The following is a 25,173-nucleotide window of genomic DNA, read 5'->3' as shown; positions in this document are numbered from 1 at the left end:
GATCTGGCAAGCGGGGCAGAGGTGATAGCAGCCGGTTCATTCAGTGTTCACTGAACTTGAAACGCGTGGCTGCCCAGTGTGGCCGGGCGCGCCCGGTCCGCACAGGGGGTTTTCAGCAGGTCAGGCCAAGGCCAGGTCGCTGGACTGGATGCGCTTGACGCCCTTGGCCGCCATCTGCTTCCAGGCGGCGTCGAGCGAGCCGTTGAGGTCGATGCCGCGGCAGGCGTCTTCGATCACATAGGTGTTGAAGCCCAGGCGCCGGGCATCGAGTGCCGTCCAGGCCACGCAGAAGTCGGTGGCCAGACCGGTCACGAAGACGGTCTTGATGCCGCGGGCCTTGAGGTAGCCCGCCAGGCCGGTGGCCGTCTTGCGGTCGGCCTCTTCGAACGCCGAGTAGCTGTCGACATGCTGGTGAAAGCCCTTGCGCAGAATGATCTGGGCCTGGGGCACCTTGAGGTCCTTGTGCAGGGCCGCGTCGTCGGTGCCTTGCACGCAATGGTCGGGCCACAGCACCTGCTGGCCGTAGCTGAGCTTGGTGGTCTCGAAAGGCTTCTTGCCGGGATAGCTGCTGGCAAACGAGGCATGGGCCTGGGTGTGCCAATCTTGCGTGACCACCACGTTCTCAAAGGCGGGGGCGATGCGGTTGATCACCGGCACCACCTCGTCGCCCTTGGCGACGGGTAAGGTGCCACCGGGCACAAAGCAGTTCTGCACGTCGACCACGATCAGCGCGCTGTCGGCACCGGGCTTGATGGCGGCCGCGAAAGCGCGTTGCGACAGGCCGGCGCCCGCCAACCCGAGCAGGGCGGCAGACTGGAGAAACTGGCGGCGTTGGGACATCGAAAGCGGCAAAGACATGGCATCACTCCTGGGGGTTTGGATGACTGACACAACAACAGATGAGGGGCGCACCATGGCAAGCATGAGCCGTGCCGCCCCGCGGGCTTTCACACACTCAGGTAGGCCCGTCGCACCTCTTCGTTGGCGGCCAGTTCGGCCATCGAAGCCTGGTAACGGATCTGGCCTTTTTCAAGCACATAGGCCCGGTCGGAGACCAGCTCGGCAAAGTGCATGTTCTGCTCGGACAGCAGGATGCTCACACCCTGGGCCTTGAGCTCAAGGATCATGTGCGCCATCTGCTCGACGATGACCGGGGCCACGCCTTCGCTGGGCTCGTCAAGCAGCACCAGGTAGGGGTTGCCCATCAGGGTGCGCGCCACCGTCAGCATCTGCTGCTCACCACCGCTCATGCGGCCACCGGCACGCTGGCGCATCTCGCCCAGGTTGGGGAACAAGGTGTACAGGCGATCGGGCGTCCACTCGGGGGCGGCACTGCCATCGGGCCAACGGCGCGGCGGCTGGCGTCCCACCTCGAGGTTCTCAGTCACGCTGAGGTCGGTGAAAACGCGCCGGTCCTCTGGCACAAAGCCCAGGCCCAGGCGGGCCGCCACATGGGGCTCGCTGCGTGAGATGTCCTGGCCCAGGAACTCGATGTGGCCGCGGCGCTTGGCCAGCATGCCCATCAAGGCCTTGAGGGTGGTCGACTTGCCAGCGCCGTTGCGACCCATCAGGGCCACCACCTCGCCGCGCTTCACGTCGAGGTCGATGTCGTAGAGGATTTGCGCTGCGCCGTACCAGGCGGCCAGGCCACGGGCCTGCAACAGTGCCGGGGCCAAGGCTTGGGAAGCGGTGCTGGGGTTGCTCATGCCAGGGCCGTCTCTTTCTTTTCGAAGGTCTTGCCGGAGCCGAAATACACCTCCTGCACCTTGGGGTGGTCGCGCAGTTCAAGGGGCTTGCCCTCGGCGATCAGGCGGCCGCGGGCCAGCACGATCATGCGGTCGGCGTAGGCGAACACCACGTCCATGCTGTGCTCGGTGAACAGCACGGCCATGCCGCGGTCGATCACCAGCTGCTTGGTCAGGGCCATCAGATCGTTGCGCTCCTTGGGCGCCATGCCGGCGGTGGGTTCGTCCATCAGCAACAGCTTGGGCGAGTTGGCCATGGCAATCGCCAGTTCGACGCGTTTGACGTCGCCATAGGCCAACTCGCTGCAGGGGCGGTCGGCCTGGGGCTTCATGCCCACCTGATCGAGCAGGGCCAGGGCCTCGTCGCGCTTGTGATCCGAGGCCTTGCGCCAGAACGAAAACAAGCGGTCATCCACCGAGATCAGCGCCATCTGCACGTTCTCGACCACCGTGAGAGAGGCAAAGGTCTCGGCGATCTGGAAGGTGCGCCCCACACCCAGGCGCCAGATGTCGCGCGGCTTGCGGCCCACCAGCTCATGGCCATCGAGCACGATGGAACCACTGTCAGCCGGCAGTTGGCCGTTGACCATGTTGAAGGTGGTGGACTTGCCAGCGCCGTTGGGGCCGATCAGGGCCAGCAGTTCACCCGCCGCCAGTTCGAAATGAATGCCGTCCACGGCCTTGACGCCGCCAAAGGCCTTGCCCAGGCCGGACACTTTGAGCAGGCTCATGCGGCCTCCTTGGATGCAGAAACAGGGCTCACCGAGACAGAGGCCTTGGCGCCGCCCCTCTGGTTGAGCGGTTCGCGGGGCTTGCGCCCCTCGCGCCAATGCTCCACCGCATGCTTGATCGAGCCCGCAATGCCCTGCGGGAACAGCAGCACCAGCAGCAAGATGATGCCGCCCAGCATGGCGCGCCAGTAGTCGGTGTTGCGGGCCACGGTGTCGTGCAGCCAGGTGAAGGTGACGGCCCCCACCACCGGGCCCGACAGGGTCTGCAGGCCGCCCAACAAGACCATCACCAGGCCATCGACCGATTTGCCCACAGCCAGGCTTTCGGGCGAGATGCTGCCCTTGGAGAAGGCGAACAGCGCCCCGCCCAGGCCGGCAAAGCCCCCGGCAATGATGAAGGCCACCCACTGCATGCGCTTCACGTCGATGCCGATGGCGTCGGCCCGCAAAGCCGAGTCGCGCCCGGCTCGCAAGGCATAGCCGAAGGGCGAGAACAGCACGCGGCGCAACAGCAGCACGCCGGCAGTGACCAGGGCCAGCGTCAGGTAGTAGTAGTGGGTCTTGTCGGACAGCCACTCGGCCGGCCACACCCCGGTCAGGCCGTTGCTGCCGCCGGTGAAGCCATCCCATTGGTAGCAGATGGCCCAGGTGATCTGGGCAAAGGCCAGGGTCAGCATGGCCAGGTAGACGCCCGACAGTCGCACGCAGAACCAGCCATACAGAAAGGCCCCGGCCGCGGCCACCAGGGGCGCCAGCAGCAGGGTCAGCTCCATGGGCAGGCCGGCGCTGCGCACCAGCAGGGCGGCGGCATAGGCCCCGATGCCAAAGTAGGCGGCGTGGCCGAACGAGTGCATGCCGGCCGGCCCCATGATGAAGTGCAGGCTGGCCGCGAACAGGGCCGCGATCATCAGGTCGATGGCCAGCACCGACAGGTAGGGCGAATCGGCGGCGAGCCAGGGGAGTGCCACCAGCGCCAGCATCAGCAAGGCCCCACCCAGCTTGAACCAGCTGCCGGGGTGACGCAAGGGCGCCTCGGGCAGGCCCACGTTGCGGCTGTTGGCCTGGGGCTTGCCCATCAGGCCCCAGGGGCGCACCACCAGCACCACAGCCATCACCAGGAACTCGACCACCAGGGTGAGCTTGGAAAACGACACGCTGTAACCGAACAGCTCGACCACGCCCAGCCAGATGCACACGGCCTTGATCTCGGCAATCAGCAAAGCGGCGGCGTAGGCGCCCGGGATCGAGCCCATGCCGCCCACCACCACCACCACGAAAGCGGCACCGATGGTGTTGAGGTCCATCTCCAGGGTGGCCGGTTCACGCGGCAATTGCAGGGCGCCCCCCAAGCCGGCCAGCAGGGCCCCCAGGGCGAACACCGCCGTGAACAGCCAGGCCTGGTTGACGCCCAGGGCGCTGACCATCTCGCGGTCTTGCGTGGCAGCGCGCACCAGGGTGCCCCAACGGGTGCGGGTGAGCAGCAGCGTGAGCGCGCCCAGCACCACCGGGCCGACCACGATCAGGAACAGGTCATAGGCCGGGAAGTGGCGACCCAGGATGCTGACCGAGCCGGCCAGGCCTGGCGCCCTTGGGCCCAGCAGTTCCTCCGGGCCCCAGATCCACAGCGCGGCGTCCTTGATGACCAGCACCAGGGCAAAGGTGGCCAGCAGCTGAAACAGCTCGGGGGCCTTGTAGATGCGACGCAGCAGCAGCATCTCGACGGCCGCGCCGATCAGGCCGGCCCCCAACGCGGCCAGCAGCAGGGCGGGCCAGAAGCCCAGGCTGTTGCCCAGCGCGCCCACCAGGCTGTAGGCCAGGTAGATGCCCAGCATGAAAAACGAGCCATGCGCAAAATTGACGATGCGCGTGACGCCGAAGATCAGCGACAAACCCGCAGCCACCAGGAACAGCGAGGACGCCCCCGCCAAGCCGTTGAGCAGCTGCACCACGAAACTCGAAAAGCCCATGCCAAACCCCTCAGGACGTGTCACACCCGGCGGCTCTGCCCGCCAGGGGACGGCGGCGCCAGCGGCGCCGCATTGATCACCCGACCTTCAACCGAACTCAGTCGGCCGGACGCATTTTCTTGACTTCGTCAGCGCTGGGCTGGAACTTGGCGCCATCGAGGTAACGGTAGTCCACCATCACGCCCTTGCCACCTTCGTTTTTGGTGCGACCGATGAAGCCGCCCATCGTGGACTGGTTGTCTTCGGTGCGGTAGGTGATGCGACCGAACGGAGTGGGCACTTGCAGGCCCTTGAAGGAGACCACCAGTTTCTCGGTGTCGGTGCTGCCCGCCTTTTTGATGCCCTCGGCCAGCGACTTGATGGCGCTGTAACCCACGATGGAGCCCAGGCGCGGGTAGTCGTTGAACTTGGCCTGGTAGGCGCTCAGGAAAGCCTTGTGTTCAGGCGTCTGCAGGCCATACCAGGGGTAGCCGGTGACGATCCAGCCGTTGGGGGCTTCGTCCTTGAGCGGGTCGAGGTACTCGGGCTCGCCCGTCAGCAGACTGACCACCGAGCGGCCTTCGAACAGGCCACGGGTGTTGCCCTCGCGCACGAACTTCGAGAGATCGGCGCCGAACAGCACGTTGAACACCGCATCGGGCTTGGCATCGGCCAGGGCCTGCACCACCGAACCGGCATCGACCTTGCCCAGCGGGGGCGCCTGCTCAGCAACAAACTCGACATCGGGCTGCGCCGCCTTGAGCAACTGCTTGAAGGTGGCGGCGGCCGACTGGCCGTATTCGTAGTTGGGGAACACCAGGGCCCAGCGCTTTTTCTTGAGGGCAGCGGCCTCGGGCACCATCATGGCCACCTGCATGTAGGTCGAGGGGCGCAGGCGGTAGGTGTAGCGGTTGCCGTTCTGCCAGACGATCTTGTCGGTCAGCGGCTCGCCGGCCAGGAAGAACACCTTCTTCTGCTTGGCGAAATCGGTCAGTGCCAGGCCGATGTGCGACAGGAACGAGCCGGTCAGCACGTCCACCTTCTCACGTGAGAGCAGCTCTTCGGCGGCGCGCACCGCGTCGCCCGGGCTGGCGTTGTCGTCGCGGCTGATCAGCTCGACCTTCTTGCCCAACAGGCCGCCGCCGGCATTGATCTCGGCAATCGCCAGCTCCATGCCTTTCTTGTAGGGCTCAAGGAAGGCGGGCTGCGCCTTGTAGCTGTTGATTTCACCGATTTTGATGACATCGGCCGCGTGAACTGTGCCCAGCACGCCGGTCAGGGTGACCAGGGCGGTGGTGCGGATGAGGTGGGGGGTCAGCTTCATGGTGGGGCTCTCCTGGGTGTGGGGGTGAGATGAGCGGAAAAGCAGAACAGGCAGGGTGAAGAATGGGTCTGGGTCAGCGCAAGCCGTCCTGGCCCTTGATCTCATGGGCCTGCAGGCCGCCGATGCGGGCCAGCGGGCGACCACTGTCGGTGACCACCACGGCCACCACGATCTCGTTGGCCCGCGGGGCATCGGCGACGCGGGCTTCCATGGCGTCGAAATGACTGCGCACATAGGCGGCATCCTTGTGGCCCAGCGGCACGTCGATGGCGGTGCCCAGGCTGCCCAGCTTCTTGGCCGAGGGCACCAGGGCGGCCCCTTTTTCAACGGCCACGCGCAAAGGGGCGCCCAGCTTGGGGTGCAGGATGGCGGCGGCGTGCTCCAGCTCACCGGCCTCGCCCACGATGGCGGCCTTGCCGTAGCTCTGGGCCTGGGCCGGGGTGATGCCCAGCGCCTTGACGCAGCGCTCACCGAGCAGGCCACCCAGCTCTTCGCCGATGGCAATCAGCTCGTCCAGGTTCTCGGCGTAGCGGCCGGCAAAGGGGTTTTCGATCACGGCCATGGCCAGGGCTTTGCGCACAGGGGGCTGCACGTCCTGGCCCATTTCACGGCGGACTTCGTCGACTTGCACGATGATTTTTCGGATCTTGGCAGACATGGGGGGGGGTTCCTCGGGCTCGGTGTTCTGGACAGGTGGGCGGCAGCGCTCAGCGCAGGCCATCCCACAGGCTGATGTCGGCGGCCTTCAGGCCGCCGACGCGGGCATGCACGCGCGGGCCGGTGCTCATGGCCAGGATGAAGACGATCTCGTCGGCGCGCGGTGCCCCGGGCACGCGCACCTCGATGGCATCGAAATGACTGCGCACATAACTGGCGTTGATGTGCGTGAGCGGCACGTCAAGTGCCGCCCCCGGGCCCCCCACCTTCTTGGTGGACGGCACGATGGCCAGCGCATTGGCAGGCTGCCCGGTCTTGACCTCGGCCTGGCCTTTTTTGTAGGCGTCGCGGTCGCCCTTCCAGCCCAGCAGTTCGCGCATGGCATAGCCACCGGGCACATGCCACAGTGCGCCATGCTCCAGCTCACCCGCCGCCCCCACGATGGCGCCTTTGCCGTAGCCCTCGATGCGCTCGACCGGCACGTCCATGGCCGCGCGCAGCCGCTGCGCCATGTCCAGGCCGACGGACTGCAGTGCCTCCATCATGGGCAGGATGTCTTCCACGTAGCGGCCGGCAAAGGGGTTGGTCAACACGGCGCCGATGGCACCACGCTGGAGCGGCACGACCGCCGGGGGCCCGAATTCGTGCCGTATTTCTTCAACATGGGTGAAAACGCGTCGGATGTCGATCATGCTGTGAGCCTGTGCATTTCGTTAAGCAAATACTGAACCAACTTTGGCCGAACCGGCCAGGGACAAGGGCTTTGCCGGGCCATCCCCGGTTTCAGGTCCGCCGGTGGCCCGGCTCTGCCCCTGGCAGCAGAGCAAGGCGAACCATACCAGCCCGGCGTCCCTCAATTCTTCCGCTTTTTTCAAGCCCTGGTGCAAAGCGTCGGCCACCACCCCTGCGGGCAGCGAGCCCACCTGCACGGTGACCAGGCGCGCCCCCAGATCGGTGTCGTCACGCAGCGTGTGGGCCGGGGCGCGTTCGATCGCGGGGTGTTCGGCCTGCACCGCGTTGGCGATCACGGTGGCGGCGGCATCGGCCTGGGCAGCCGTGGCGGCCAGCACCGTGACGCTGTCGGCGATGCCCAGCGAAAAGCTGCGCCCGCGCCAGCCACTGGTGGCCACGCCCCGCACCGGCCAGTGGGGCTGGATTTCGAGCTGACCGTCCAGGCTCAGGCCGTGCCGCAACTGGGCGCCATCGAGCCGGGCCAGGTCGGCGTACAAGCCCACACGGGCCGACTGGCCCGGTGTCAGGTGCAGGGCGATGTCGCCGCCGTTGTTGACCCAGGCGCGGCGCACGCCGGGGCGACGGTAGGCTTCGAGCACGGTCTGCGCCACGGCACCGGCCACGGCGGCCATGGCGGTGATGAAGGGCTGGCGATAGGGGAAGCAGGCCTGCCACATCAAGCGGGCCACCGGGCCTTGGAGCGGGCAGTTCTCCGCCACGGGCGCACGCAGCGCAGGCAGCTCGGCCACCAACTCGGCCAGCAGGCCCTGAAAGCATTGCCAGGCCTGCTCATGCGCCTGCGCCACGGCCGGGGCCTGGCCCTCGGCCGCGATCACCAGGTCGATGGGGCCATGCTGGAAGTGCCAGCGTTCGCCTTCGAGGGCCTGTCGGGTGGCTTGCATGGGGCGCGCCTCAGCCCAGCAGGGGCGGACGGCCCAGGGGCCAGGGGTTGGCATCGGGCTGGCGCTGCCACTGCAGGGCCTGGGGGGCGCCCTCGTTGTGCCAGGCGCCGCGCGACAGCACCTCGGCCAGCGAGCGGATCTGATCCACATGGCCACCCAGCGCGGCATAGTCGCTGCGCCGCATGCTGAATTCGATGGGCGCGACGATGGCCGGCGTGGGCACGGTGCCGAAGCTGTTGTCAGGCATGCGCAACACATCGGCCATCACGGTGATGCCGCCGCCGGGCCACACATAGGCCGGCGCGCCGCCGCAGGTGACATTCACCAGGGCCTGCTTGATGGAGCGGGTGAGCAACACCGGGTTCTCGGTGACGCCGGCGCGCAAGCTGCCCCCGGCCCCGGCCAGGAACAACACCGAGGCCAGCGAGGGCTCGCAGTTCTCGCCAATGCGATCGACGATGCGGCGCACGTCGGTGGGCATCTCGGCCTCGACCGGGCGCAGTTGCTCGTCGAGCACGTACCAGCTGGCGTGCTCACCGGTGGTGCTGGTCATGAGCAGGCGCAGGCCGGGCCAGGCCACCTCGGCGTTCCAGCCTTCGATGATGGCCAGCGGGTCGGCAATGTCGGTGCCACCCCAGCCAGTGCCCGGGTTGGCCACCTGGAAGTACCGCCCCGGGGTGGACTTGCGGCCCAGCATCTGGATGCCCGAGGGCCGCATGTCGAGGCAACGGCCGGCCTGGTGCTCGGTCAACACACCGGTGATGTGGTCGTCGACCACCACCACCTCGTCGGCCAGGCCGAACAACTGGCGCGCGAAGATGCCCACGGCCGCCGAGCCGCAGCCCACCCGCATGCGCTGTTCCTCGACCCCGTTGACGATGGGCGCACGCCCGGCCTGGATGAGGATCTGCGAGCCGCCGTCGATGGTGAACTCGACCGCCTGCTTGTTGCCCAGGGCCTGCATCATTTCGGCGGTGATGCGCCCTTCCTTCTTGCTACCCCCGGTGAGGTGGTGCACCCCCCCCAAAGACAGCATCTGCGACCCGTACTCGGCCGTGGTGACGTGCCCCACCACCTCGCCCTTGCAGCGCACATTGGCCTGTTCGGCGCCCAGGAAGCGGTCGGTGTCGATCTTCACCTTGAAGCTGCAGTAGCTGAAGATGCCCTCGGTGACCACGGTGACCATGTCCACCCCCTGCACCTGCGAGCCCACAATGAAAGGGGCCGGCTTGTAGTCGGGGTAGGTGGTGGACGAACCCACACCGGTGACGAACACCTGATCAGCCAGCAGCAGATCACCTGACCAGGCGGGTGCGGCTGCGGTGCCCTGGGTATCAGGGGTATCAGGGGCGTCAGGGCTTGGGGTGCTGTCGGTGCTGCGCCCGGCAAAAGGCACCAGCGGGGTTTCACCGGCCTCCAGCGTGCGGCGCAACAGCACCACCGGGTCAAGCCGCACCAGCGTGCCGCCCTGGTTGGCATAACGGTCGCAGGCACCGGCGCGGCCTTCGGAAATCTGGCACAGCACCGGGCAGGCGTTGCACTCGACCTTGGCGGTGTTCATGCGTTCGTTGCGCGGGCGGGCCCGCTCGGCCAGCGGTGGCAGGCCGGGCGATTCGAGGCCGGGCAGGCCGTCGGTCTTGGTGTGTTCAGTCATCGCAGGATCCGAATTTCCAGGCCCATGGGGGCACATCGAAGGCTCGAAAAGACAGCTTGTGAAGGCCATCCCATTTGTGTAGCATTCACCAAACAAAAATGTGGTGTTCACTACATTTCCGGCACAATGTAACGTATCGAAACCCTTGCCGCAACCGTATTTTCGCGTGCCCCGCAAGGGTGCCAAAGTGACCCGACCAGGAGCCCCGTTTTGATGCAGAACCTCCGCCATGCCCCGCTTCGGTGCCGTCCCCGACGGACTGGTGAAGCCCCGAAAACCAGGGCTTTCCCGACTTGCGGAACAATGGAGGGTTGCGAGTTCCCTGTTCGAGGTGTGCCAAAGGCCCGAAATCGGCCCCATCAGCACCTCGGCAGCCCCTGTTTATCCACCATTGCCATCTGAAACCATGAGTGCTTTTCACGAAGAACGCGTACTGACGGTTCACCACTGGACCGATCGCCTTTTCTCCTTCACCACCACGCGCGACCCCGGCCTGCGTTTCTCCAATGGCCATTTCACGATGATCGGCCTGCGCGTGAACAACAAGCCGCTGCTGCGCGCCTACAGCATCGTCAGCCCGAACTACGAAGAGCATCTTGAGTTTCTGAGCATCAAGGTGCAGGACGGCCCGCTGACCTCGCGCCTGCAGCACATCCAGGTGGGCGACAGCATCATTGTCGGCAAGAAGCCCACCGGCACCCTGCTGATCGACTACCTGCTGCCCGCCAAGCGCCTGTACATGCTGTCCACCGGCACGGGCCTGGCCCCCTTCCTGAGCCTGATCCGCGACCCCGACACCTATGAGAAGTTCGAGGAAGTGGTGCTGGTGCACGGCGTGCGCCAGGTCGACGAACTGGCCTACCACGACTACATCACCGAAGAACTGCCCAAGCACGAGTTCCTTGGCGAGATGGTCAGCAAGCAGCTCAAGTACTACCCCACCGTGACCCGCGAGCCCTACAAGCACCAGGGCCGCGTGACCACCGTGATCGAGAACGGCCAGCTGGCCACCGACCTCGGCCTGCCCGCGCTGAACCCGGCCGAAGACCGCGTGATGATCTGCGGCAGCCCCGAGATGCTGCGTGACCTCAAGCACATGATGGAAGCCCGCGGTTTCAAGGAAGGCAACACCACCAAGCCCGGCGACTTCGTGATCGAACGCGCTTTCGCTGAACAGTGACCCCCTGACCAGGCCCGCCCGCCCGGGCTGGCCCGGCCCTTGCTCTGGACCCTTTCATGTCGGCCACCCCCAGAAAGACCCGGACTGCTGCGAAGAAAAGCCCCACCGGCCGCCGTGCGGTCGGCGTGCGCGAGCAGGCAGCCCAGACCACGCGGGACAACATCCTCAAGGCGGCCATCAAGGTGTTCGCCCGCTACGGCTATGACGGCGGCAGCGTCGAGAAGATCTCCAAGGCGGCGAAGTCTTTCGACCGCATGATCTACTACTACTTCGGCAGCAAGGAAGGCCTCTACATCGAGGTCATCGAAGAAATCTACCGCCGCATGAACGAGGCCGAGGAGCAGCTCAACCTGCGCCCCGATCAGCCCCTGGAGGCGCTGCAGGCGGTGATCCGCTTCGTGGTGGGCTATTACCGGCGCCACCCAGAGTTCGTCACCTTGCTCAACACCGAAAACCTGCACAAGGGGCGTCACATCGTGAAGTCGGTGCGGGCCCGCGAGTACTCATCCCCCGCCATCGAGATCATCCGCGAGCTGCTGGCCAGCGGCCAGGCCCAGGGCCTGTTCCGGCCCGACATCTCGGCCCGCGATCTGTACCTGCTGATCGCCGCCAACGGCTATTTCTACATGTCCAACCGGCACACGCTGTCGGCCTTCCTGGGCGAAGACCTGGAGGCCCCCGAGGCCCTGGCGCACTGGGAAGAGTTCGTGGTCGACACGGTGCTTCGGGCGGTGGCGCCCGCATCCCCTCCCGCACAGCCAGGCTGACGGGCTGACCGATTTCCGGCCGGCAGCCCCTGGCGGCGGCTGGCGTTTTCACCCCACAGAAGCACAGGAGCACACCATGGCAGAAGCAGTCGCCGGCGAGAAGTCCGGCAAGGTCGTCATCCAGAACATCGGTCTTTTGCTGTCGGGCGATCTGGACCGCCCCATCCTCGACGCCGACACCGTGGTGGTGCACGACGGCCTGATCACAGCCGTGGGGCGTTTCAAGGACTGCGACACCGAGGGCGCACGCACCGTGATCGACGCGCGCGGCACCTGCCTGGCCCCCGGCCTGATCGACAGCCACGTGCACCCGGTGTTCGGCGACTGGACGCCGCGTCAGAACCAGCTGGGCTGGATCGAGTCGACCCTGAACGGCGGCGTGACCAGCATGATCTCGGCCGGCGAGGTGCACCTGCCCGGCCGCCCCAAGGACATCGTGGGCCTGAAGGCCCTGGCCATCACGGCGCAACGTGCCTTCGACAACTTCCGCCCCGGTGGGGTGAAGGTGATTGCCGGGGCCCCGGTGATCGAAAAAGGCATGACCGAGCACGACTTCAAGGAGTTGGCCGAAGCCGGCGTGACCCTGCTGGGCGAGGTGGGCCTGGGTTCGGTCAAGGCCGGCTACGAGGCCAAGGAGATGGTGGCCTGGGCCCGCAAACACGGCATCCAGAGCACCATCCACACGGGCGGCCCCTCGATCCCGGGTTCGGGCCTGATCGACAAGGACGTGGTGCTGGAGGCCGACGCCGACGTGATCGGCCACATCAACGGAGGCCACACCTCGCTGCCCTGGAAGCATGTGTGCGAGCTGTGCGAGAAATCGTCGCGCGCAATCGAACTGGTGCACAACGGCAACGAGAAGATCGCCATCGAAGCGGCCCGCGCCGCCATCGAGCTCAAATGCCCCCACCGCGTGATTCTGGGCACCGACGGGCCCGCGGGCTCGGGCGTGCAACCGCTGGGCATGCTGCGCATGATTGCGCTGATCTCCAGCTTTGCCAACATCCCGGCCGAGCTGGTGTTCTGCTTTGCCACCGGCAACACGGCGCGCATCCGTCAGCTGAACTGCGGCCTGATCGAGGTCGGCCGGGCCGCCGACTTTGTCTTCATGGACCGGGCCCAGCACACCGCCGGCGCCACCCTGCTGGAAAGCGTGCAACTGGGCGACCTGCCCGGCATCGGCATGGTGATGATCGACGGCCTGGTGCGCTGCGGGCGCAGCCGCAACACGCCACCCGCCACCGAGATCCCGGTGGTGCTGCACGGCGGGCACTGAGGCCAGGCGTCGCCAGGGCGACGCCCGGGGCGCGGGGCCTTCCTAGAATCGGCTCCACCGACCCATCGACTGATCTCGAGGCCCTGATGCATCCCCCTGCCCTGCTCCACCTGCAAGCCGCTCTGCAAGCCCCCATCGACCAGGGGCTGCTGCCCGGTGCGGTGGCCCTGATCGAGCACCGGGGCCAGCGGGTGCTGCACGCCGCCCTGGGGGCCCAGGGCCCGGCCACAGGCGCCCCGCCCATGGCCCGCGACACAGTGTTCCGCATCTATTCGATGACCAAACCCATCGTCTCGCTGGCGGTGCTGATGCTGATGGAGCAGGGCCGGCTGCAACTGGCCCACCCCGTGTCACGCTACCTGGGCAGCTTTGCCGGCCAGAGCGTGTACAGCCCCGAAGGCGGCCGCCCCGTGCGGCGCGAAGCCACCTTGCATGACCTGCTGCGCCACACCGCAGGCCTGAGCTACGCCTGGGACGAAACCCCGGTGGCCCAGGCCTACCGGGTGGCCCGCATCGGCTCGCGCCAACACAGCAACCAACAACTGGCCCAGAACCTGGGCCCCTTGCCCTTGCTGCGCGACCCGGGCAGTGCCTGGGAATACAGCCGTGCCACCGATGTGCTGGGCGCGGTGCTGGAGGTCATCGAGGGCCAGCCACTGGGCGCCGTGCTGCAGCGCCTGATCCTGGAGCCGCTGGGCATGGACGACACGGGCTTTTCCGTGCCCGAAGCGCAACAGCACCGACTGGCCGAGCCTTTGGCCAAAGATCCCGCCACAGGCACCGCCGTGAACCTGATCGATGTGAGCCGGCCACCGGTGTTTGAGTCGGGCGGCGGCGGTCTGGTGTCCACGGCCGGCGACTACGCCCGTTTTCTGCAGCTGATGCTGGGCGGCGGCGAGCGCGAGGGCGTGCGCCTGGTCAGCCGAGCCACCCTGGCCTTCATGACGGCGGACCACCTGGGCAGCATCCCGGTGGCGGGCGACATCCTGCCGCCCGGCCACGGCTTTGGCCTGGGCGTGTCGGTGCGCCGTGAAACCGGACTGGCCGCACGCCCGGGCTCGGCCGGCCAATACGGCTGGAGCGGCCTGGGGGGCACGGTCTTCTTTGTCGACCCGGCCGAAGAACTGTTCGCGTTGCTGCTGACCCAGGCGCCCGGCCTGCTCAACCACTGGATCGAGCTGTACCCGGCCCTGGTGTACGCGGCGCTCTGAACCCGACCGGCCGGGCCTGGCGTTCAGCGGGAGGTGCCGTAAGCCTTGCCGGTGCCGGTGCCGGTGCCGGTGCCAGCGCCCGTGCCCACACCTGTGCCAGCGCTGGCGGCAGCGCCCCGGTCGGGCGCCAGACGCGGTACCCCGCCCACCACCACCACGGCGGCCCCCAGGGGCAGGGGCTCAGGCAGTTCAAACACGCGCTGGCTGCCGTCTTCCATGCGGATGTTGACCTCGTAGGCCGCTTGCTGACGCGGCCCGGTGCGCGCACCCACGTTGGCCCCCAGAACGGCACCTGCGGCCGCCGCTGCAGCGCTGCCGCCATACGCACCTGATGTGCCGCCCCGGTTGGCCCCCGCCTGCGCCCCCAGGGCCGCGCCTGCCGCCACGGCAGCCCCGGGTGGCAAGCCGCCCGAGCCCACCGACAAGGACTGCACCGACTCGACCCAACCGCACTGGGCGCAGGCCTTCTGGGTGCCATACACCCCCTTGAGCGAGGCGGTGCCCGGCGATGGCGGCAGGGATGCGTGGCGCGATGGCCCCTGCCGCGGCAAGGCAAAGGAAAGCGGAGGCGGGCCGCCCGGGCGGGCCCCCGCCAAGGCCGGCATGCGGGGGGGCGTGGGGTGCAAGTCGGGCGGCGTGAAGGACGACGGATGACCCGGCGCCGGGGCCGTCGAGGTGGCGGCAGGCACGCTGGAGGCGCTCGGAGCGACGGCGGTCTTGAACTCGGCCGGCCGTGTCTTGACCAGCACCAGGCTGGCCGCCACGGCCAGGGCCACCACCCCCAGCAGGCCGGCAAAAGACCTCAGCAGCGCGGGCGTCGCCGCGTCGCCCTGGGGTGGCAGGCCGGGGGGATGAGGGGGGAGATGGGCAGACATCGTCATGATCAGCCTCCTTCAGCAAGGCCCCACCAGGGGCATGGCGCACAGGCTGCCAATGTAGCGCGTCTGTGCTGCACTGCGTCTGCGCCCCGCCAAGCCCCTGTCATGCGCAGAGGCATGGCCGCCCTTCGCCCGGCTCAGAGCTGGGGCGCCAGCAGGCGACGCAGCGCATCCTCGGGCAGGCCGCGGCGCTGGGCCATGTCCTGCAACTGGTCTTCGGCGATCTTGCCCACATTGAAGTAGGTGCTGTCGGGGTGGCTCAGGTAGAAGCCACTGACGCTGGCCGCAGGGGTCATGGCCAGGCTTTCGGTCAGGCCCATGTCGATCTCGGCGCATTGCAGCAGCTCGAACATCTCGCGCTTGACGCTGTGGTCCGGGCAGGCCGGGTAGCCGGGCGCGGGTCGGATGCCCTGGTACTTCTCGTCAATCATGTCCTCGTTGCTGAGCGCCTCCTGGGCGGCGTAGCCCCACAGGTCGCTGCGCACCCGATGGTGCAGGCACTCGGCAAAGGCCTCGGCCAGGCGGTCGGCCAGGGCCTTGAGCATGATGGCGGAGTAATCGTCGTGCTGGTCCATGAAGGCCTGCTCACGCTTTTCAACCCCCAGGCCGGCGGTGACGGCAAACACCCCCACGTAGTCGGCACGCCCGCTGGCCTTGGGAGCCACGAAATCGGCCAGGCAGCGGCTGGGGCGCATCACCCCGTCAATGGCCTGCTTTTCGGTCTGCTGACGCAAACCGTACCAGGTGAGTGCCACCTGCTGGCGGGTGTCGTCGGTGTAGAGCTCGATGTCGTCGTCGTTCACGCTGTTGGCCGGGTAAATGCCCATCACTGCACTGGCACTGAGCCAGCGGCCGTCAATGATCTTCTGCAGCATGCGCTTGCCGTCTTCAAACACCTTGCGCGCCTCGATGCCCACGATCTCGTCGTCCAGGATGGCCGGGTAGGGGCCGGCCAGATCCCAGGTCTGGAAGAACGGGCCCCAATCGATGTAGCGGGCCAGCTCGGCCAGGTCGAAGTTCTTGAACACGCGGCGGCCGATGAACTTGGGCACCGGCGGGGTGTAGGTGACCCAGTCCAGCGGCGTCTTGTTGGCGCGGATCTTGGCCAGCGGCCACATCGGGGTCTGCTTCTTGCTGGCATGCTGGGCGCGCACCTTGTCGTAGTCGGCATTGAGCTCATCCACATAGACCTGGACGTTGTCGGACAGCAGGCTCTGCGCCACGCTCACGCTGCGTGAGGCATCGGGCACATAGACCACGGGGCCCTCGTAGTGCGGCGCGATCTTGACCGCGGTGTGCACCCGGCTGGTGGTGGCGCCCCCGATCAGCAGCGGGATCTTCTTGACGCGGAAATGCGCGTCCTTCTGCATCTCGGCGGCCACGTACTGCATTTCTTCGAGGCTGGGGGTGATCAGGCCCGACAGGCCCACGATGTCAGCGCCCTCGACCTTGGCTCGGGCCAGGATCTCATGGCAGGGCACCATCACGCCCATGTTGACCACCTCGAAGTTGTTGCATTGCAGCACCACGGTGACGATGTTCTTGCCGATGTCGTGCACATCGCCCTTGACGGTGGCGATGATGATCTTGCCCTTGCTGCGCACATCGCGGCCGGCGGCTTCGTCCTGCCGCTTTTCTTCTTCGATGTAGGGGATCAGGTGGGCCACGGCCGACTTCATCACGCGGGCGCTCTTGACCACCTGGGGCAGGAACATCTTGCCCTGGCCGAACAGGTCGCCAACCACGTTCATGCCGTCCATGAGCGGACCTTCGATCACGTGCAACGGGCGCCCACCCTTGGCCAGGATGCCACGGTAGGCCTCTTCGGTGTCTTCGGTGATGAACTCGGTGATGCCGTGCACCAGCGCGTGCGACAGGCGCTGCTCGACCGTGCCGACACGCCATTCGTATTTCTTGCTGTCGTCCTTGGCCGCACCCTTGGCGGTCTCGGCGATTTCGACCAGGCGCTCACCGGCATCGGGGCGGCGGTTCAGCACCACGTCTTCGACGCGCTCGCGCAGCACCGGTTCAAGCTGGTCGTACACGCCCACCATGCCGGCATTGACGATGCCCATGTCCATGCCCGCCTGGATGGCGTGGTACAGGAACACGGTGTGGATGGCCTCACGCACCGGGTCGTTGCCGCGGAAGCTGAAGCTCACATTGGACACGCCGCCCGACACCTTGGCGCCGGGCAGGTTCTGCTTGATCCAGCGCGTGGCGTTGATGAAGTCGACCGCGTAGTTGTTGTGCTCTTCGATGCCGGTGGCAATCGCAAAGATGTTGGGGTCGAAGATGATGTCTTCGGCAGGGAAGTCGACCTGGTCGACCAGCAGGCGGTAGGCGCGTTCGCAGATCTCGATCTTGCGTTCGTAGGTGTCGGCCTGGCCTTTTTCATCGAAGGCCATCACCACGGCGGCAGCGCCGTAGCGTCGCAGCAGCTTCGCCTGCTGGATGAAGGCCGCCTCGCCTTCTTTCATGCTGATCGAGTTGACGATGCCCTTGCCCTGGATGCAGCGCAGGCCGGCCTCGATCACGCTCCACTTGGACGAGTCGATCATGATCGGCACGCGCGCGATGTCGGGCTCGGAGGCGATCAGGTTCAGAAAGCGCACCATGGCGGCCTGGCTGTCGAGCATGGCCTCGTCCATGTTGATGTCGATCACCTGGGCGCCGTTCTCAACCTGCTGGCGGGCCACCACCAAGGCTTCTTCGAACTGCCCGTTGAGGATCATGCGGGCGAAGGCCTTGGAGCCGGTGACATTGGTGCGCTCGCCGATGTTGACGAACAGGCTGCCCTCGCCAATGCGCACGGGCTCCAGGCCGGACAGCAGCATCGGAGGCACAGAATTTGCAGCGTGGTTATCGGCGTCGTTGTTTTCGAGGGCTTGATCAGACATGGGACTCACCTGGAGGGTCGTGCGGAATCAGGTGAGCGTCGTTGACATCGCGTAAACATCTCAAGCCTGACAAGCCCGCGGGCTTGCTGCAACGCTCCTTGAGATACCATTGATTTTACTGTGTGATCCCCTGGCTCACCCCCTGCCCACCACCCACTACCCCCTGCCGGCCTGTTGCGGTCCTCGCCCAAGATGCTCGAAGCCCTGCTGAAGTCACTCAAATCGCGCAAACGCCGTCGCCTGTCGGTGCAGGACTCACCCGCGGCCGAACTGGCAGCGCAGATGTTGCATGCCCCCAGCGCGCTGATCCAGCTTTCGGCCGATGACGCGCGCCGCATCGTCAGCTACATGGAGCCCGTGCGCCTGCTGTCCGGCCAATGCTTCATGCGCGAAGGTCAGACCGAAGACACCGATTACATGCTGCTGATCCTGGAAGGCGACGTGATGGTGGAGAACTTCATCGTCAGCCGCCGCACCCCGATCACCACGGCCGTGATCGGCGCAGGCGCTCTGGTCGGTGAACTGGGCCTGCTGGATGGCTCACCCCGGTCGGCCACCTGCACCACCTGTACCGAGGTGCTGGCGGCCAAGCTCGGTCGGGTCGCACTGGGCGAGTTGCTGGAAGAAGACCCTGCCCTGGGCGTGAAACTGCTGCTCGCCATTGGCGTGCACATGAGCAACCGGGTGCGCGAGCGCACCGAAAAACTGAAAAGCTACGCGGCCCTGATCCAGACCATGCAGCAGGAGATGGACCGGATGTCCTGAGCCGGGGCGCTGGCCGCCCGAGGCCGGTCAGGCCGCGCTGCCGGGCAGGCCGAAGACACGGTCGAAGCACCAGTTGAAAACAAAGGTGTAGATCAAGAAGAACACCAGCAGCCCCAGGTCCATGACGAAGGACTGCCAGAGACTGACGTCGAACCACCACGCGAACAGCGGTACAAAGTAGAGCAACAGCCCGCCTTCAAAGCCGATGGCGTGGGCAGCGCGGCGTGCAAAGCCGCGGCCCCGCACGGACTGACGGGCTTCCCAGCGCTCGAACAAGGCGTTGAAAACCAGGTTCCACAGGATCGCGATGGCCGAGGCCGCCAGGCCCATCACGCCGGCATGCGCCAGGCCGTCGCCCGACATCTGGGCCAGGCCCCAACTGGAAAACGCAATGGCGATCGCCTCGTAGAGCGTCACGAACAGCACCCGACGCCGCCAGCCCTGCAGCACAAACAGCCAGGGGCGTGGGAGGGCTTGGGCGGTGGGAACGGATGCGGCGGATGCCGTAGAAGCCGGGGTGGGGGATGGGCAAGACATGGGTTCACTTTATGTTCATCACGCTGACAGTTAAAGTCATCTCCTTTCAGATTTATTGATACATCATGGCTTTCAGTGCCGACAACGTGGATCTGTTTCTCAGCGTGCTGGACCGGGGCTCGTTTTCGGCCGCCGCCCGGGCGCTGGGGCGCGTGCCTTCGGCCGTGAGCATGGCTGTGGCCCAACTGGAGGCCGAGCTGGACCTGGTGCTGTTCGACCGCAGCGGCCGCGAACCCCGCCCCACGGCCGCTGCCCGGGCGCTGGAGCCCCAGGCGCGCCTGCTGGCGGTGCAACTGCGCCAGCTCAACTCGCAGGCCCGCTCGCTCAACCAGGGGCTGGAGGAACGCCTCACGCTGGCCATCGCGCCCGAACTGCTGGCCGGCCCCTGGAGCGGCCCGCTGGCCGCACTGGCGGCCGAGCACCCGCTGCTGCAGCTGGAACTGCTGGCAGCCCCGCAGGCCGATGCGCTCAAGCTGCTGCACGAGGGTCGCGCCCAGCTGGCCCTGGTCTTCGAACGCCCGAGCCTGGACGGCCGTGAGGGCTTTCAGGAGGTGGGCAGCGAGACCCTGGTGGCCGTCATGGCCCCAGGCCATCCCATGCTGGCCCACCCACCAGCGCCCGGCGAGCCGGCCCAGACCTTTCGCGAAAACCTGCTGACCGAGGTGCGCCAGATCGTGGTGGCCGGTCGGGACCTGGGCCAGAGCGACCCCCGCTTCGTGTTTGCCCGCCACCACTGGCGCACCGACAACCAGGTGGCCGCCTTGCGCCTGATCGAGGCCGGCCTGGGCTGGGGCTGGCTGCCGCAGTCTTTTGTGCGCAGCCAGGTGGCTGCCGGCAGCCTGGTGGTGCTGCCGTTCGAAAACCTCACCAACGGCCTGGCGCTGTGGGTGGACGTGGTCTGGTCCAAGGAGCGCCCGCTGGGCCTGGGGGCCCGGCGCTTCATCGAGTTGATACAAGACGTCCGCGGCGAACGCTGAGGCCCGCCGCGCGACCCGGCTCGGAGCGATCGCCTGACCCGACCAAGGTCTGAATCTGTCGACCCAACGGTTGGTCGACCGCATCGAACGGCCTCTACGCTCTCTGGGCTCTGACCGCCGGCACCGCTGCCCACGCACGCAGCGCCATTCGGCCCCGCCTCACAACGGCGGCGCCCCACCTGGGCGCCTGCGTCGAATCCGGCGGCTCAACAACCACCTTGGCATCAACAAGGGCCCGCACGCGGGCTCCGGAGACTCTATTCATGAAATTTCACGCTCGTACTGCCTGCATGGCAGGCTGTCTGGGTTGGCTCGGCCTGTTGGGGCCATTCGCCCAGGCCCAGACAGCCGGAAACGGCGTCACCGTGTATGGCATTGCCGACATGGGCTTTCGACAGGCCAGCGGCCTCACGCCGGGCAATGCCCCCAGCACGGGAGACAGCAGCCTGGTCGGCAGCGGCATCGACACCACCAGCCGGCTGGGCTTTCGCGGCCGCGAAGACCTTGGCGCCGGACTGGCTGCGCTCTTCAACCTGGAAACCGGCCTCAACCTGAACGACGGCACCAGCATCAACCGCAACAAATGGTTTGACCGGGCCGCCTTTCTCGGCCTGTCGGGTGAGGCGGGCACGCTGACTCTGGGCCGTCAGACCACGCTGCTGGGAGACTCCCTCGGCAAGATCGACCCCCTGGGCTTTCGTTTTGCGCCCTTCAACCCCAATGTGGCACTGGCCGGCTTGAGTGCCCACGGCCTGGGCCAGGAGTACGGACCGGCAGGCTCCGCAACAGGCTCGTTCCGACTGGACAACACCCTCAAATACAGCCTCAAGACCGGGGCCTATGAATGGCGGGCCCTGCGCGCCCTGGGGCAGCGACAAAGCGACGCCCCTTCGCAGGCCGGCGCCACCGAGCTGGGCCTGTTCTACGACACGCCCGACCTGAACGGCAGCCTGTCCCTGAGCCAATTCAAGACCGCTGAAGGCCTGAACCTGAAAGCCGTCAGCGCCGGCCTGGGCCTGGCCGCCTGGGGCGGGCGCTGGTCCGCCAGCTATGCACGCCACATCGCCCAGACCAGCACCACCCAGGAAACCCGGCGCGACATCCTGTCCTTCGGGGGCGTGCTGCCCTTGAGCGCCCAATTGGACCTGGTGATGGCGCTCTACCACGTGAAACGCCAGCAGACCGGCCTGGCCAACGATGGCTTCAACAGAGCGGTGGGCTTCCTCGAATACAAGCTCTCGCGGCGCAGCCTGGTGTACGCCGAACTGGACCAGACCCAGTGGCAAGGCGCGGCCCACCTGCCGGGCACACGCCACACCGCCACCGGCGTTTCGCTGGGCATCAAGCACGTGTTTTGAGGCCGCCCAGGACTCACCAACCCGTGCCCAACAGGGATGGCAGGCGCCAAGCCAACTGGGTCGGTCCCCCGAGCTCGGCGCAGGCCCCGGCCCCCAGGCAGGGGTGCAGGGCCTGCGGCCGTCCTGGCGGCAGCACCAGCGCCCGCACGGCCACGCCCTGGCGTGCGGCCTCACGGCAGGCCCGGGCCAGGTCAGCCTGCAGGTAGCCCGCCTCGTGCACATCGATGTCGTGCAGTTCGCCATCGGTGAGCAACACCATCACCCGGCGCCAGCCCGGGTGACGGGCGGCATCCGCCAGTTGGGCCTGCAAGGCCTGGCGCAGCACGGCGCCCAAGCGGGTTGAGCCGCCGCTTTGCAGGCCCGCCAGCCGCGCCTGCACCTCGGACGCCAGGGCCGATTCATTCCAATCCTTGAGGCCTTGCAGCGTCACCTGCAGGCGCCCGCGCGACGAAAATGCCCAGGCCGCCTGCCGGTGCCCCAGCGCCTGCAGGGCGGCCAGCGTGTGCGCCACCGAAGGTCGCAAGGCCGCCAGCAGGGGCAAGCCCCCGGGCCCGGGCTCGGCCGTGGAGGCCGACATGTCCAGCAACAGGCTGACCGCCAGCGGCGCCCCCTGCACCCGCTGACGCTGGTACAGCCTGGGGTCGGGGGGCTGGCCGCGGCGCAGGTCCAGCGCGGCTTCGACCAGGGCGGCAGGGTGCAGCACCTCGCCCTCGGCGGCGCAACCCGGGGCACGCTGGCGCGGCCCGGGCAGGCGGGCCAGCGCAGCGCGCAAGGCTGGCGGCGCCGGGGCCCCCGCCAGCGCCGGCCCGCGTGGCAATGCCGGCTCCACCCGCACGCAGCACCAGGCCGGCCGATAGCGGCCGATGCGCTGGTCCCACTCAGGGTGCAAGGCCCCGGCCCCTGTGGGCGGGCTGGCCGGTTCGACCGGCCGTGGCGCAGCCGCCTGCAGGCTGGGCGGCGCCTGCAAATCAAGCTGGGGATCGCGGCTTTGCGCGGCCTCTCCCCGCAGCGGCAGATCGGACGGCGGCAGCTCGGGGTCCCAGCACCACAGGTGCTGGTTGTCATCGCGGTACGCGGGATGGGGCCGGTAGGTGCGGGGGTTGAAGGGCAGGCGCATCTGACCGATGTCATGCCCCAGCACCGATGCGGCCTGGCGCAAAGAGGCGGGGGTGGCCAGCAGCAGGCCCCCGCCATCAGGCCCTTGCACGCCACGGCGCACCTTGTCGACCCAGGGGTGCGGGTCGCGCCAGGCGGGGTCGAGCAGCACCCGGGCCAGGCGGGCCAACAAGGCCTCGAAGCCCAGGCCCTGCAAGGCATCCGGCCCGCCATGAAAGGCTTGCCAGAGCCCACGCAGGCCCGGCAGTTCGGCACAGGCCAGCGCCTCGACACGGGCGTCCTCCAGCACCCCGTACAAGGCTTGCTGCACAGGCTTGAGTCCGGCCCGGGGTTGGGGTACCGCACCAAAACGCTGATGCGCCGCCGCGTGGCTGACCACCGCCTCAGCCCAGCGACGCGGCGGTGCCGGCGCAGCCCAGGGCAGGTGCAGGGTGGGCGTCGTGCCCGGCAAGCCTGCGGGGCCTCCGGTCAGGACCGGGGCCTGCCCAGCACGCGCGTCATGGGCGTCCCACAGCACCAGCCGCGTCGGCAAGCCCCACAAGGCTTGCTGGTAGGCGCCCAGCCCCGCCGCAAGCGAGGGCGCCAAAGGAGGCGGCACCCGACCCGGGTCAATCTGGTGGACCAAACACGGCCTCCACCAGCGCCCGCAAGGTGCGCTGCAGACCGGGCTCGTCGCTGAGCGGCGTGGCCACCGCTTGCAAGGCCGCCGCCGCTGGGGACAGGCCGGCGCGCACCAGGGCCGCGGCGTGCACCAGCATGCGCGTGGAGGCGCCCTCTTCCAGCCCATGGTCCTGCAGCCGCCGCGTGCGCTGGCCCAGGGCCACCAGTTGCTGTGCCAGCCCAGGGTCGGTACCCGCCTCGCGGGCCACCACGGCGGCCTCCTGGGCGGGCTCGGGGTAGTCAAATTGCAAGGCCGTGAAACGCTGCCTCATGGAAGGCTTGAGGGCCTTGTGCAAGCCTTGGTAGCCCGGGTTGTAGCTGACCACCAGCAGAAAGTCGGGATGGGCGTTCAGCAGCTCGCCGCGCCGCTCCAGCGGCAGCACCCGGCGGGTATCGGCCAAAGGGTGCAGCAGCACCGTGGCATCGGCGCGGGCTTCGACCAATTCGTCCAGGTAGCAGATGGCGCCGTGGCGTGCCGCCAGGGCCAAGGGACCGTCCTGCCAGTGGGTGCCTCGGGCATCGAGCAACCAGCGCCCAGCCAGGTCGCCGGCACTCAGGTCCTCATGGCAGGCGACGGTGACCAGGGGGCGTTGCAAGCGCCAGGCCATGTGTTCGACAAAGCGGGTCTTGCCACAGCCGGTGGGGCCCTTGAGCAACACCGGCAAGCGGCAGGCGGTGGCGGCCTCGAAGGCCTTCACCTCATCACCTACCGGCTGGTAGAAGGGCTCGCTCTGCAAGCGCCAGGCAGCCAGGGCGTCCGCCCCCGTCGCACAGGGGGCGGACGCCTCAGCGGTGGCCCGCATCGCCCGGGTTGGGAATGCCCTCGATGGGGCATTCCTCGGTCCCCACCATGGGGCGGGTGAAGGCCTCGACCGCCTTTTGCGTGCCTTCGGGATCGTTCACCCAGCGGCTGTAGAAGTCGTAGGGGCAGGTGGCCACGCCCTTGTCGCCATCACGCGAGTTGATGGTGCCGGTGTAGCCGCGGTGCAGCAGCTTGAACAGGTGGTTCTCCGATTGGCCGTTCTTGCGGAAGTCGCGGATCAGGCTGGTCGACAGGGCCGCATACTGCACGCCGTACTCCTCTTCGCCGCATTCGCCGAGGGTGCGCCCATCGAAGCCGATCAGCGCGCTGTGGCCGAAGTAGCTGTACACCCCGTCCCAGCCGGCAGCATTGGCCACGGCCACATAGGTGTTGTTGGCAAAAGCCATGGCCTTGCTGATCAGGATCTGCTGCTCTTTGGCCGGGTACATGTAGCCCTGGCAGCGCACGATGAGTTCAGCGCCCTTCATGGCGCAGTCGCGCCAGATCTCGGGGTAGTTGCCATCGTCGCAGATGATGAGGCTGATCTTCAGGCCCTTGGGGCCTTCGCTCACATAGGTGCAGTTGCCGGGGTACCAGCCCTCGACCGGCACCCAGGGCATGATCTTGCGGTACTTCTGCACGATCTCGCCCTGGTCGTTCATGAGGATCAGGGTGTTGTACGGCGCCTTGTAAGGGTGCTCTTCGTGCTGTTCACCGGTGAGCGAGAACACGCCCCAGACCTTGGCCTTGCGGCAGGCCTCGGCAAAGATCTCGGTCTCGGCCCCGGGCACGGTGGCCGCCGTGTCGTACATCTCCTGGGCGTCGTACATGATGCCGTGGGTGCTGTACTCGGGAAAGATCACCAGGTCCATGCCCGGCAGGCCGGCCTTCATGCCGACCAGCATGTCGGCGATCTTGCGTGCGTTGTCCAGCACCTCGGCCTTGGTGTGCAGGCGCGGCATCTTGTAGTTGACCACCGCCACACCGACGGTGTCTTTGCTGCTGGATATGTCGCCGTGAATCATGGCTTGTGCTCCTTGCCGGCCTGGCCGGTC

At 67.4% G+C, this 25,173-nt stretch carries 22 protein-coding genes and 1 riboswitch; of the genes, 7 read left to right on the top strand and 15 right to left on the bottom strand.

Annotated elements, in window-relative coordinates; genetic code table 11:
• Positions 1-120: 120 nt before the first annotated feature.
• From pncA to AC07PT_RS04750, 9 genes are all read right to left on the bottom strand, one after another.
• Positions 121-858, bottom strand: coding sequence for a bifunctional nicotinamidase/pyrazinamidase (gene pncA / locus AC07PT_RS04790; protein WP_492349579.1), 738 nt, complete (start codon positions 856-858; stop codon positions 121-123).
• An 89-nt stretch (positions 859-947) separates the two neighbouring features.
• Positions 948-1,706, bottom strand: coding sequence for an ABC transporter ATP-binding protein (locus AC07PT_RS04785; protein ID WP_492349578.1), 759 nt, complete (start codon positions 1,704-1,706; stop codon positions 948-950).
• Positions 1,703-2,476, bottom strand: coding sequence for an ABC transporter ATP-binding protein (locus AC07PT_RS04780; protein WP_494655933.1), 774 nt, complete (start codon positions 2,474-2,476; stop codon positions 1,703-1,705). The genes AC07PT_RS04785 and AC07PT_RS04780 overlap by 4 nt, the downstream gene beginning before the upstream one ends.
• Positions 2,473-4,443 (bottom strand): ABC transporter permease, encoded by a 1,971-nt coding sequence (locus tag AC07PT_RS04775; protein WP_492349576.1) that lies wholly within the window; start codon positions 4,441-4,443, stop codon positions 2,473-2,475. Before AC07PT_RS04775 ends, AC07PT_RS04780 begins: the two co-directional genes overlap by 4 nt.
• A gap of 97 nt (positions 4,444-4,540) precedes the next feature.
• Positions 4,541-5,746 carry an ABC transporter substrate-binding protein gene (locus AC07PT_RS04770; RefSeq protein WP_492349575.1) on the bottom strand — a complete coding sequence of 402 codons (1,206 nt, stop codon included), beginning with the start codon at positions 5,744-5,746 and terminating at the stop codon, positions 4,541-4,543.
• Between the two features lie 73 nt (positions 5,747-5,819).
• On the bottom strand, positions 5,820-6,404 hold the full coding sequence (locus tag AC07PT_RS04765) for an amino acid synthesis family protein (RefSeq protein WP_494655932.1): 585 nt from the start codon (positions 6,402-6,404) through the stop codon (positions 5,820-5,822).
• 49 nt (positions 6,405-6,453) lie between these two features.
• Positions 6,454-7,095, bottom strand: a complete 642-nt coding sequence (locus tag AC07PT_RS04760) for an amino acid synthesis family protein (RefSeq protein ID WP_494655931.1) — start codon at positions 7,093-7,095, stop codon at positions 6,454-6,456.
• A 21-nt stretch (positions 7,096-7,116) separates the two neighbouring features.
• Positions 7,117-8,037, bottom strand: a complete 921-nt coding sequence (locus AC07PT_RS04755; protein WP_494655930.1) for a UPF0280 family protein — start codon at positions 8,035-8,037, stop codon at positions 7,117-7,119.
• A 10-nt stretch (positions 8,038-8,047) separates the two neighbouring features.
• Positions 8,048-9,691, bottom strand: coding sequence for a 6-hydroxynicotinate reductase (locus AC07PT_RS04750; RefSeq protein ID WP_494655929.1), 1,644 nt, complete (start codon positions 9,689-9,691; stop codon positions 8,048-8,050).
• Between the two features lie 406 nt (positions 9,692-10,097).
• Here AC07PT_RS04750 and AC07PT_RS04745 point away from each other — a divergent pair, with 406 nt between their 5' ends.
• The 4 genes from AC07PT_RS04745 to AC07PT_RS04730 all read left to right on the top strand — a co-directional run bounded on the left by AC07PT_RS04745 (position 10,098) and on the right by AC07PT_RS04730 (position 14,125).
• Complete coding sequence (locus AC07PT_RS04745; protein ID WP_492349570.1) at positions 10,098-10,871, top strand: ferredoxin--NADP reductase; 774 nt, start codon at positions 10,098-10,100, stop codon at positions 10,869-10,871.
• A gap of 56 nt (positions 10,872-10,927) precedes the next feature.
• On the top strand, positions 10,928-11,638 hold the full coding sequence (locus AC07PT_RS04740; RefSeq protein ID WP_494655928.1) for a TetR/AcrR family transcriptional regulator: 711 nt from the start codon (positions 10,928-10,930) through the stop codon (positions 11,636-11,638).
• Between the two features lie 76 nt (positions 11,639-11,714).
• Positions 11,715-12,914 (top strand): amidohydrolase family protein, encoded by a 1,200-nt coding sequence (locus AC07PT_RS04735; protein ID WP_492349568.1) that lies wholly within the window; start codon positions 11,715-11,717, stop codon positions 12,912-12,914.
• 86 nt (positions 12,915-13,000) lie between these two features.
• Positions 13,001-14,125: a serine hydrolase domain-containing protein gene (locus AC07PT_RS04730; RefSeq protein ID WP_492349567.1), complete on the top strand. Its 1,125-nt coding sequence runs from the start codon at positions 13,001-13,003 to the stop codon at positions 14,123-14,125.
• A gap of 23 nt (positions 14,126-14,148) precedes the next feature.
• On the opposite strand, the gene AC07PT_RS04725 is transcribed toward AC07PT_RS04730, so the two are convergent.
• Both AC07PT_RS04725 and metH read right to left on the bottom strand, forming a co-directional pair.
• Positions 14,149-15,006 (bottom strand): hypothetical protein, encoded by an 858-nt coding sequence (locus AC07PT_RS04725; protein WP_494655927.1) that lies wholly within the window; start codon positions 15,004-15,006, stop codon positions 14,149-14,151.
• Between the two features lie 134 nt (positions 15,007-15,140).
• Positions 15,141-17,903 (bottom strand): methionine synthase, encoded by a 2,763-nt coding sequence (gene metH, locus AC07PT_RS04720; RefSeq protein WP_492349565.1) that lies wholly within the window; start codon positions 17,901-17,903, stop codon positions 15,141-15,143.
• Positions 17,904-17,929: 26 nt separating this feature from the next.
• Positions 17,930-18,009: riboswitch (S-adenosyl-L-homocysteine riboswitch) on the bottom strand.
• A gap of 86 nt (positions 18,010-18,095) precedes the next feature.
• Here metH and AC07PT_RS04715 point away from each other — a divergent pair.
• Positions 18,096-18,668, top strand: coding sequence for a cyclic nucleotide-binding domain-containing protein (locus AC07PT_RS04715; RefSeq protein WP_492349564.1), 573 nt, complete (start codon positions 18,096-18,098; stop codon positions 18,666-18,668).
• Between the two features lie 27 nt (positions 18,669-18,695).
• On the opposite strand, the gene AC07PT_RS04710 is transcribed toward AC07PT_RS04715, so the two are convergent.
• Entirely contained in the window at positions 18,696-19,115 is a 420-nt protein-coding gene (locus AC07PT_RS04710) for a PACE efflux transporter (RefSeq protein ID WP_492349586.1), read from the bottom strand.
• Between the two features lie 155 nt (positions 19,116-19,270).
• Between AC07PT_RS04710 and AC07PT_RS04705 the strand changes: the two genes are divergently transcribed.
• Both AC07PT_RS04705 and AC07PT_RS04700 read left to right on the top strand, forming a co-directional pair.
• Positions 19,271-20,182 carry a LysR family transcriptional regulator gene (locus tag AC07PT_RS04705; RefSeq protein ID WP_492349563.1) on the top strand — a complete coding sequence of 304 codons (912 nt, stop codon included), beginning with the start codon at positions 19,271-19,273 and terminating at the stop codon, positions 20,180-20,182.
• A 263-nt stretch (positions 20,183-20,445) separates the two neighbouring features.
• Positions 20,446-21,540, top strand: coding sequence for a porin (locus tag AC07PT_RS04700; protein WP_494655926.1), 1,095 nt, complete (start codon positions 20,446-20,448; stop codon positions 21,538-21,540).
• A gap of 13 nt (positions 21,541-21,553) precedes the next feature.
• On the opposite strand, the gene AC07PT_RS04695 is transcribed toward AC07PT_RS04700, so the two are convergent.
• From AC07PT_RS04695 to AC07PT_RS04685, 3 genes are read right to left on the bottom strand one after another with little or no spacing between them, the layout of a single operon-like run.
• Positions 21,554-23,281: a VWA domain-containing protein gene (locus tag AC07PT_RS04695; RefSeq protein ID WP_494655925.1), complete on the bottom strand. Its 1,728-nt coding sequence runs from the start codon at positions 23,279-23,281 to the stop codon at positions 21,554-21,556.
• Positions 23,265-24,119, bottom strand: coding sequence for a CbbQ/NirQ/NorQ/GpvN family protein (locus AC07PT_RS04690; RefSeq protein WP_492349560.1), 855 nt, complete (start codon positions 24,117-24,119; stop codon positions 23,265-23,267). Before AC07PT_RS04690 ends, AC07PT_RS04695 begins: the two co-directional genes overlap by 17 nt.
• Positions 24,103-25,143: an aliphatic amidase gene (locus AC07PT_RS04685; RefSeq protein ID WP_019573618.1), complete on the bottom strand. Its 1,041-nt coding sequence runs from the start codon at positions 25,141-25,143 to the stop codon at positions 24,103-24,105. Before AC07PT_RS04685 ends, AC07PT_RS04690 begins: the two co-directional genes overlap by 17 nt.
• Positions 25,144-25,173 lie beyond the last annotated feature (30 nt).

The sequence above is a fragment of the Curvibacter sp. GW821-FHT09D12 genome (assembly GCF_059416245.1).
This window is presented reverse-complemented; position numbering and strand designations above follow the sequence as displayed.

Excerpts from the sequence above, each read along its gene's own strand:
- AC07PT_RS04690 (WP_492349560.1), bottom strand. The coding sequence starts at position 24,119 with ATGCGGGCCACCGCTGAGGCGTCCGCCCCCTGTGCGACGGGGGCGGAC.
- AC07PT_RS04760 (WP_494655931.1), bottom strand. The coding sequence starts at position 7,095 with ATGATCGACATCCGACGCGTTTTCACCCATGTTGAAGAAATACGGCAC.
- AC07PT_RS04745 (WP_492349570.1), top strand. The coding sequence starts at position 10,098 with ATGAGTGCTTTTCACGAAGAACGCGTACTGACGGTTCACCACTGGACC.
- AC07PT_RS04780 (WP_494655933.1), bottom strand. The coding sequence starts at position 2,476 with ATGAGCCTGCTCAAAGTGTCCGGCCTGGGCAAGGCCTTTGGCGGCGTC.
- AC07PT_RS04735 (WP_492349568.1), top strand. The coding sequence starts at position 11,715 with ATGGCAGAAGCAGTCGCCGGCGAGAAGTCCGGCAAGGTCGTCATCCAG.
- AC07PT_RS04740 (WP_494655928.1), top strand. The coding sequence starts at position 10,928 with ATGTCGGCCACCCCCAGAAAGACCCGGACTGCTGCGAAGAAAAGCCCC.
- AC07PT_RS04785 (WP_492349578.1), bottom strand. The coding sequence starts at position 1,706 with ATGAGCAACCCCAGCACCGCTTCCCAAGCCTTGGCCCCGGCACTGTTG.
- AC07PT_RS04700 (WP_494655926.1), top strand. The coding sequence starts at position 20,446 with ATGAAATTTCACGCTCGTACTGCCTGCATGGCAGGCTGTCTGGGTTGG.
- AC07PT_RS04775 (WP_492349576.1), bottom strand. The coding sequence starts at position 4,443 with ATGGGCTTTTCGAGTTTCGTGGTGCAGCTGCTCAACGGCTTGGCGGGG.
- metH (WP_492349565.1), bottom strand. The coding sequence starts at position 17,903 with ATGTCTGATCAAGCCCTCGAAAACAACGACGCCGATAACCACGCTGCA.
- AC07PT_RS04730 (WP_492349567.1), top strand. The coding sequence starts at position 13,001 with ATGCATCCCCCTGCCCTGCTCCACCTGCAAGCCGCTCTGCAAGCCCCC.
- AC07PT_RS04770 (WP_492349575.1), bottom strand. The coding sequence starts at position 5,746 with ATGAAGCTGACCCCCCACCTCATCCGCACCACCGCCCTGGTCACCCTG.
- AC07PT_RS04765 (WP_494655932.1), bottom strand. The coding sequence starts at position 6,404 with ATGTCTGCCAAGATCCGAAAAATCATCGTGCAAGTCGACGAAGTCCGC.
- AC07PT_RS04725 (WP_494655927.1), bottom strand. The coding sequence starts at position 15,006 with ATGACGATGTCTGCCCATCTCCCCCCTCATCCCCCCGGCCTGCCACCC.
- AC07PT_RS04705 (WP_492349563.1), top strand. The coding sequence starts at position 19,271 with ATGGCTTTCAGTGCCGACAACGTGGATCTGTTTCTCAGCGTGCTGGAC.
- AC07PT_RS04755 (WP_494655930.1), bottom strand. The coding sequence starts at position 8,037 with ATGCAAGCCACCCGACAGGCCCTCGAAGGCGAACGCTGGCACTTCCAG.
- AC07PT_RS04715 (WP_492349564.1), top strand. The coding sequence starts at position 18,096 with ATGCTCGAAGCCCTGCTGAAGTCACTCAAATCGCGCAAACGCCGTCGC.
- AC07PT_RS04685 (WP_019573618.1), bottom strand. The coding sequence starts at position 25,143 with ATGATTCACGGCGACATATCCAGCAGCAAAGACACCGTCGGTGTGGCG.
- AC07PT_RS04750 (WP_494655929.1), bottom strand. The coding sequence starts at position 9,691 with ATGACTGAACACACCAAGACCGACGGCCTGCCCGGCCTCGAATCGCCC.
- pncA (WP_492349579.1), bottom strand. The coding sequence starts at position 858 with ATGTCTTTGCCGCTTTCGATGTCCCAACGCCGCCAGTTTCTCCAGTCT.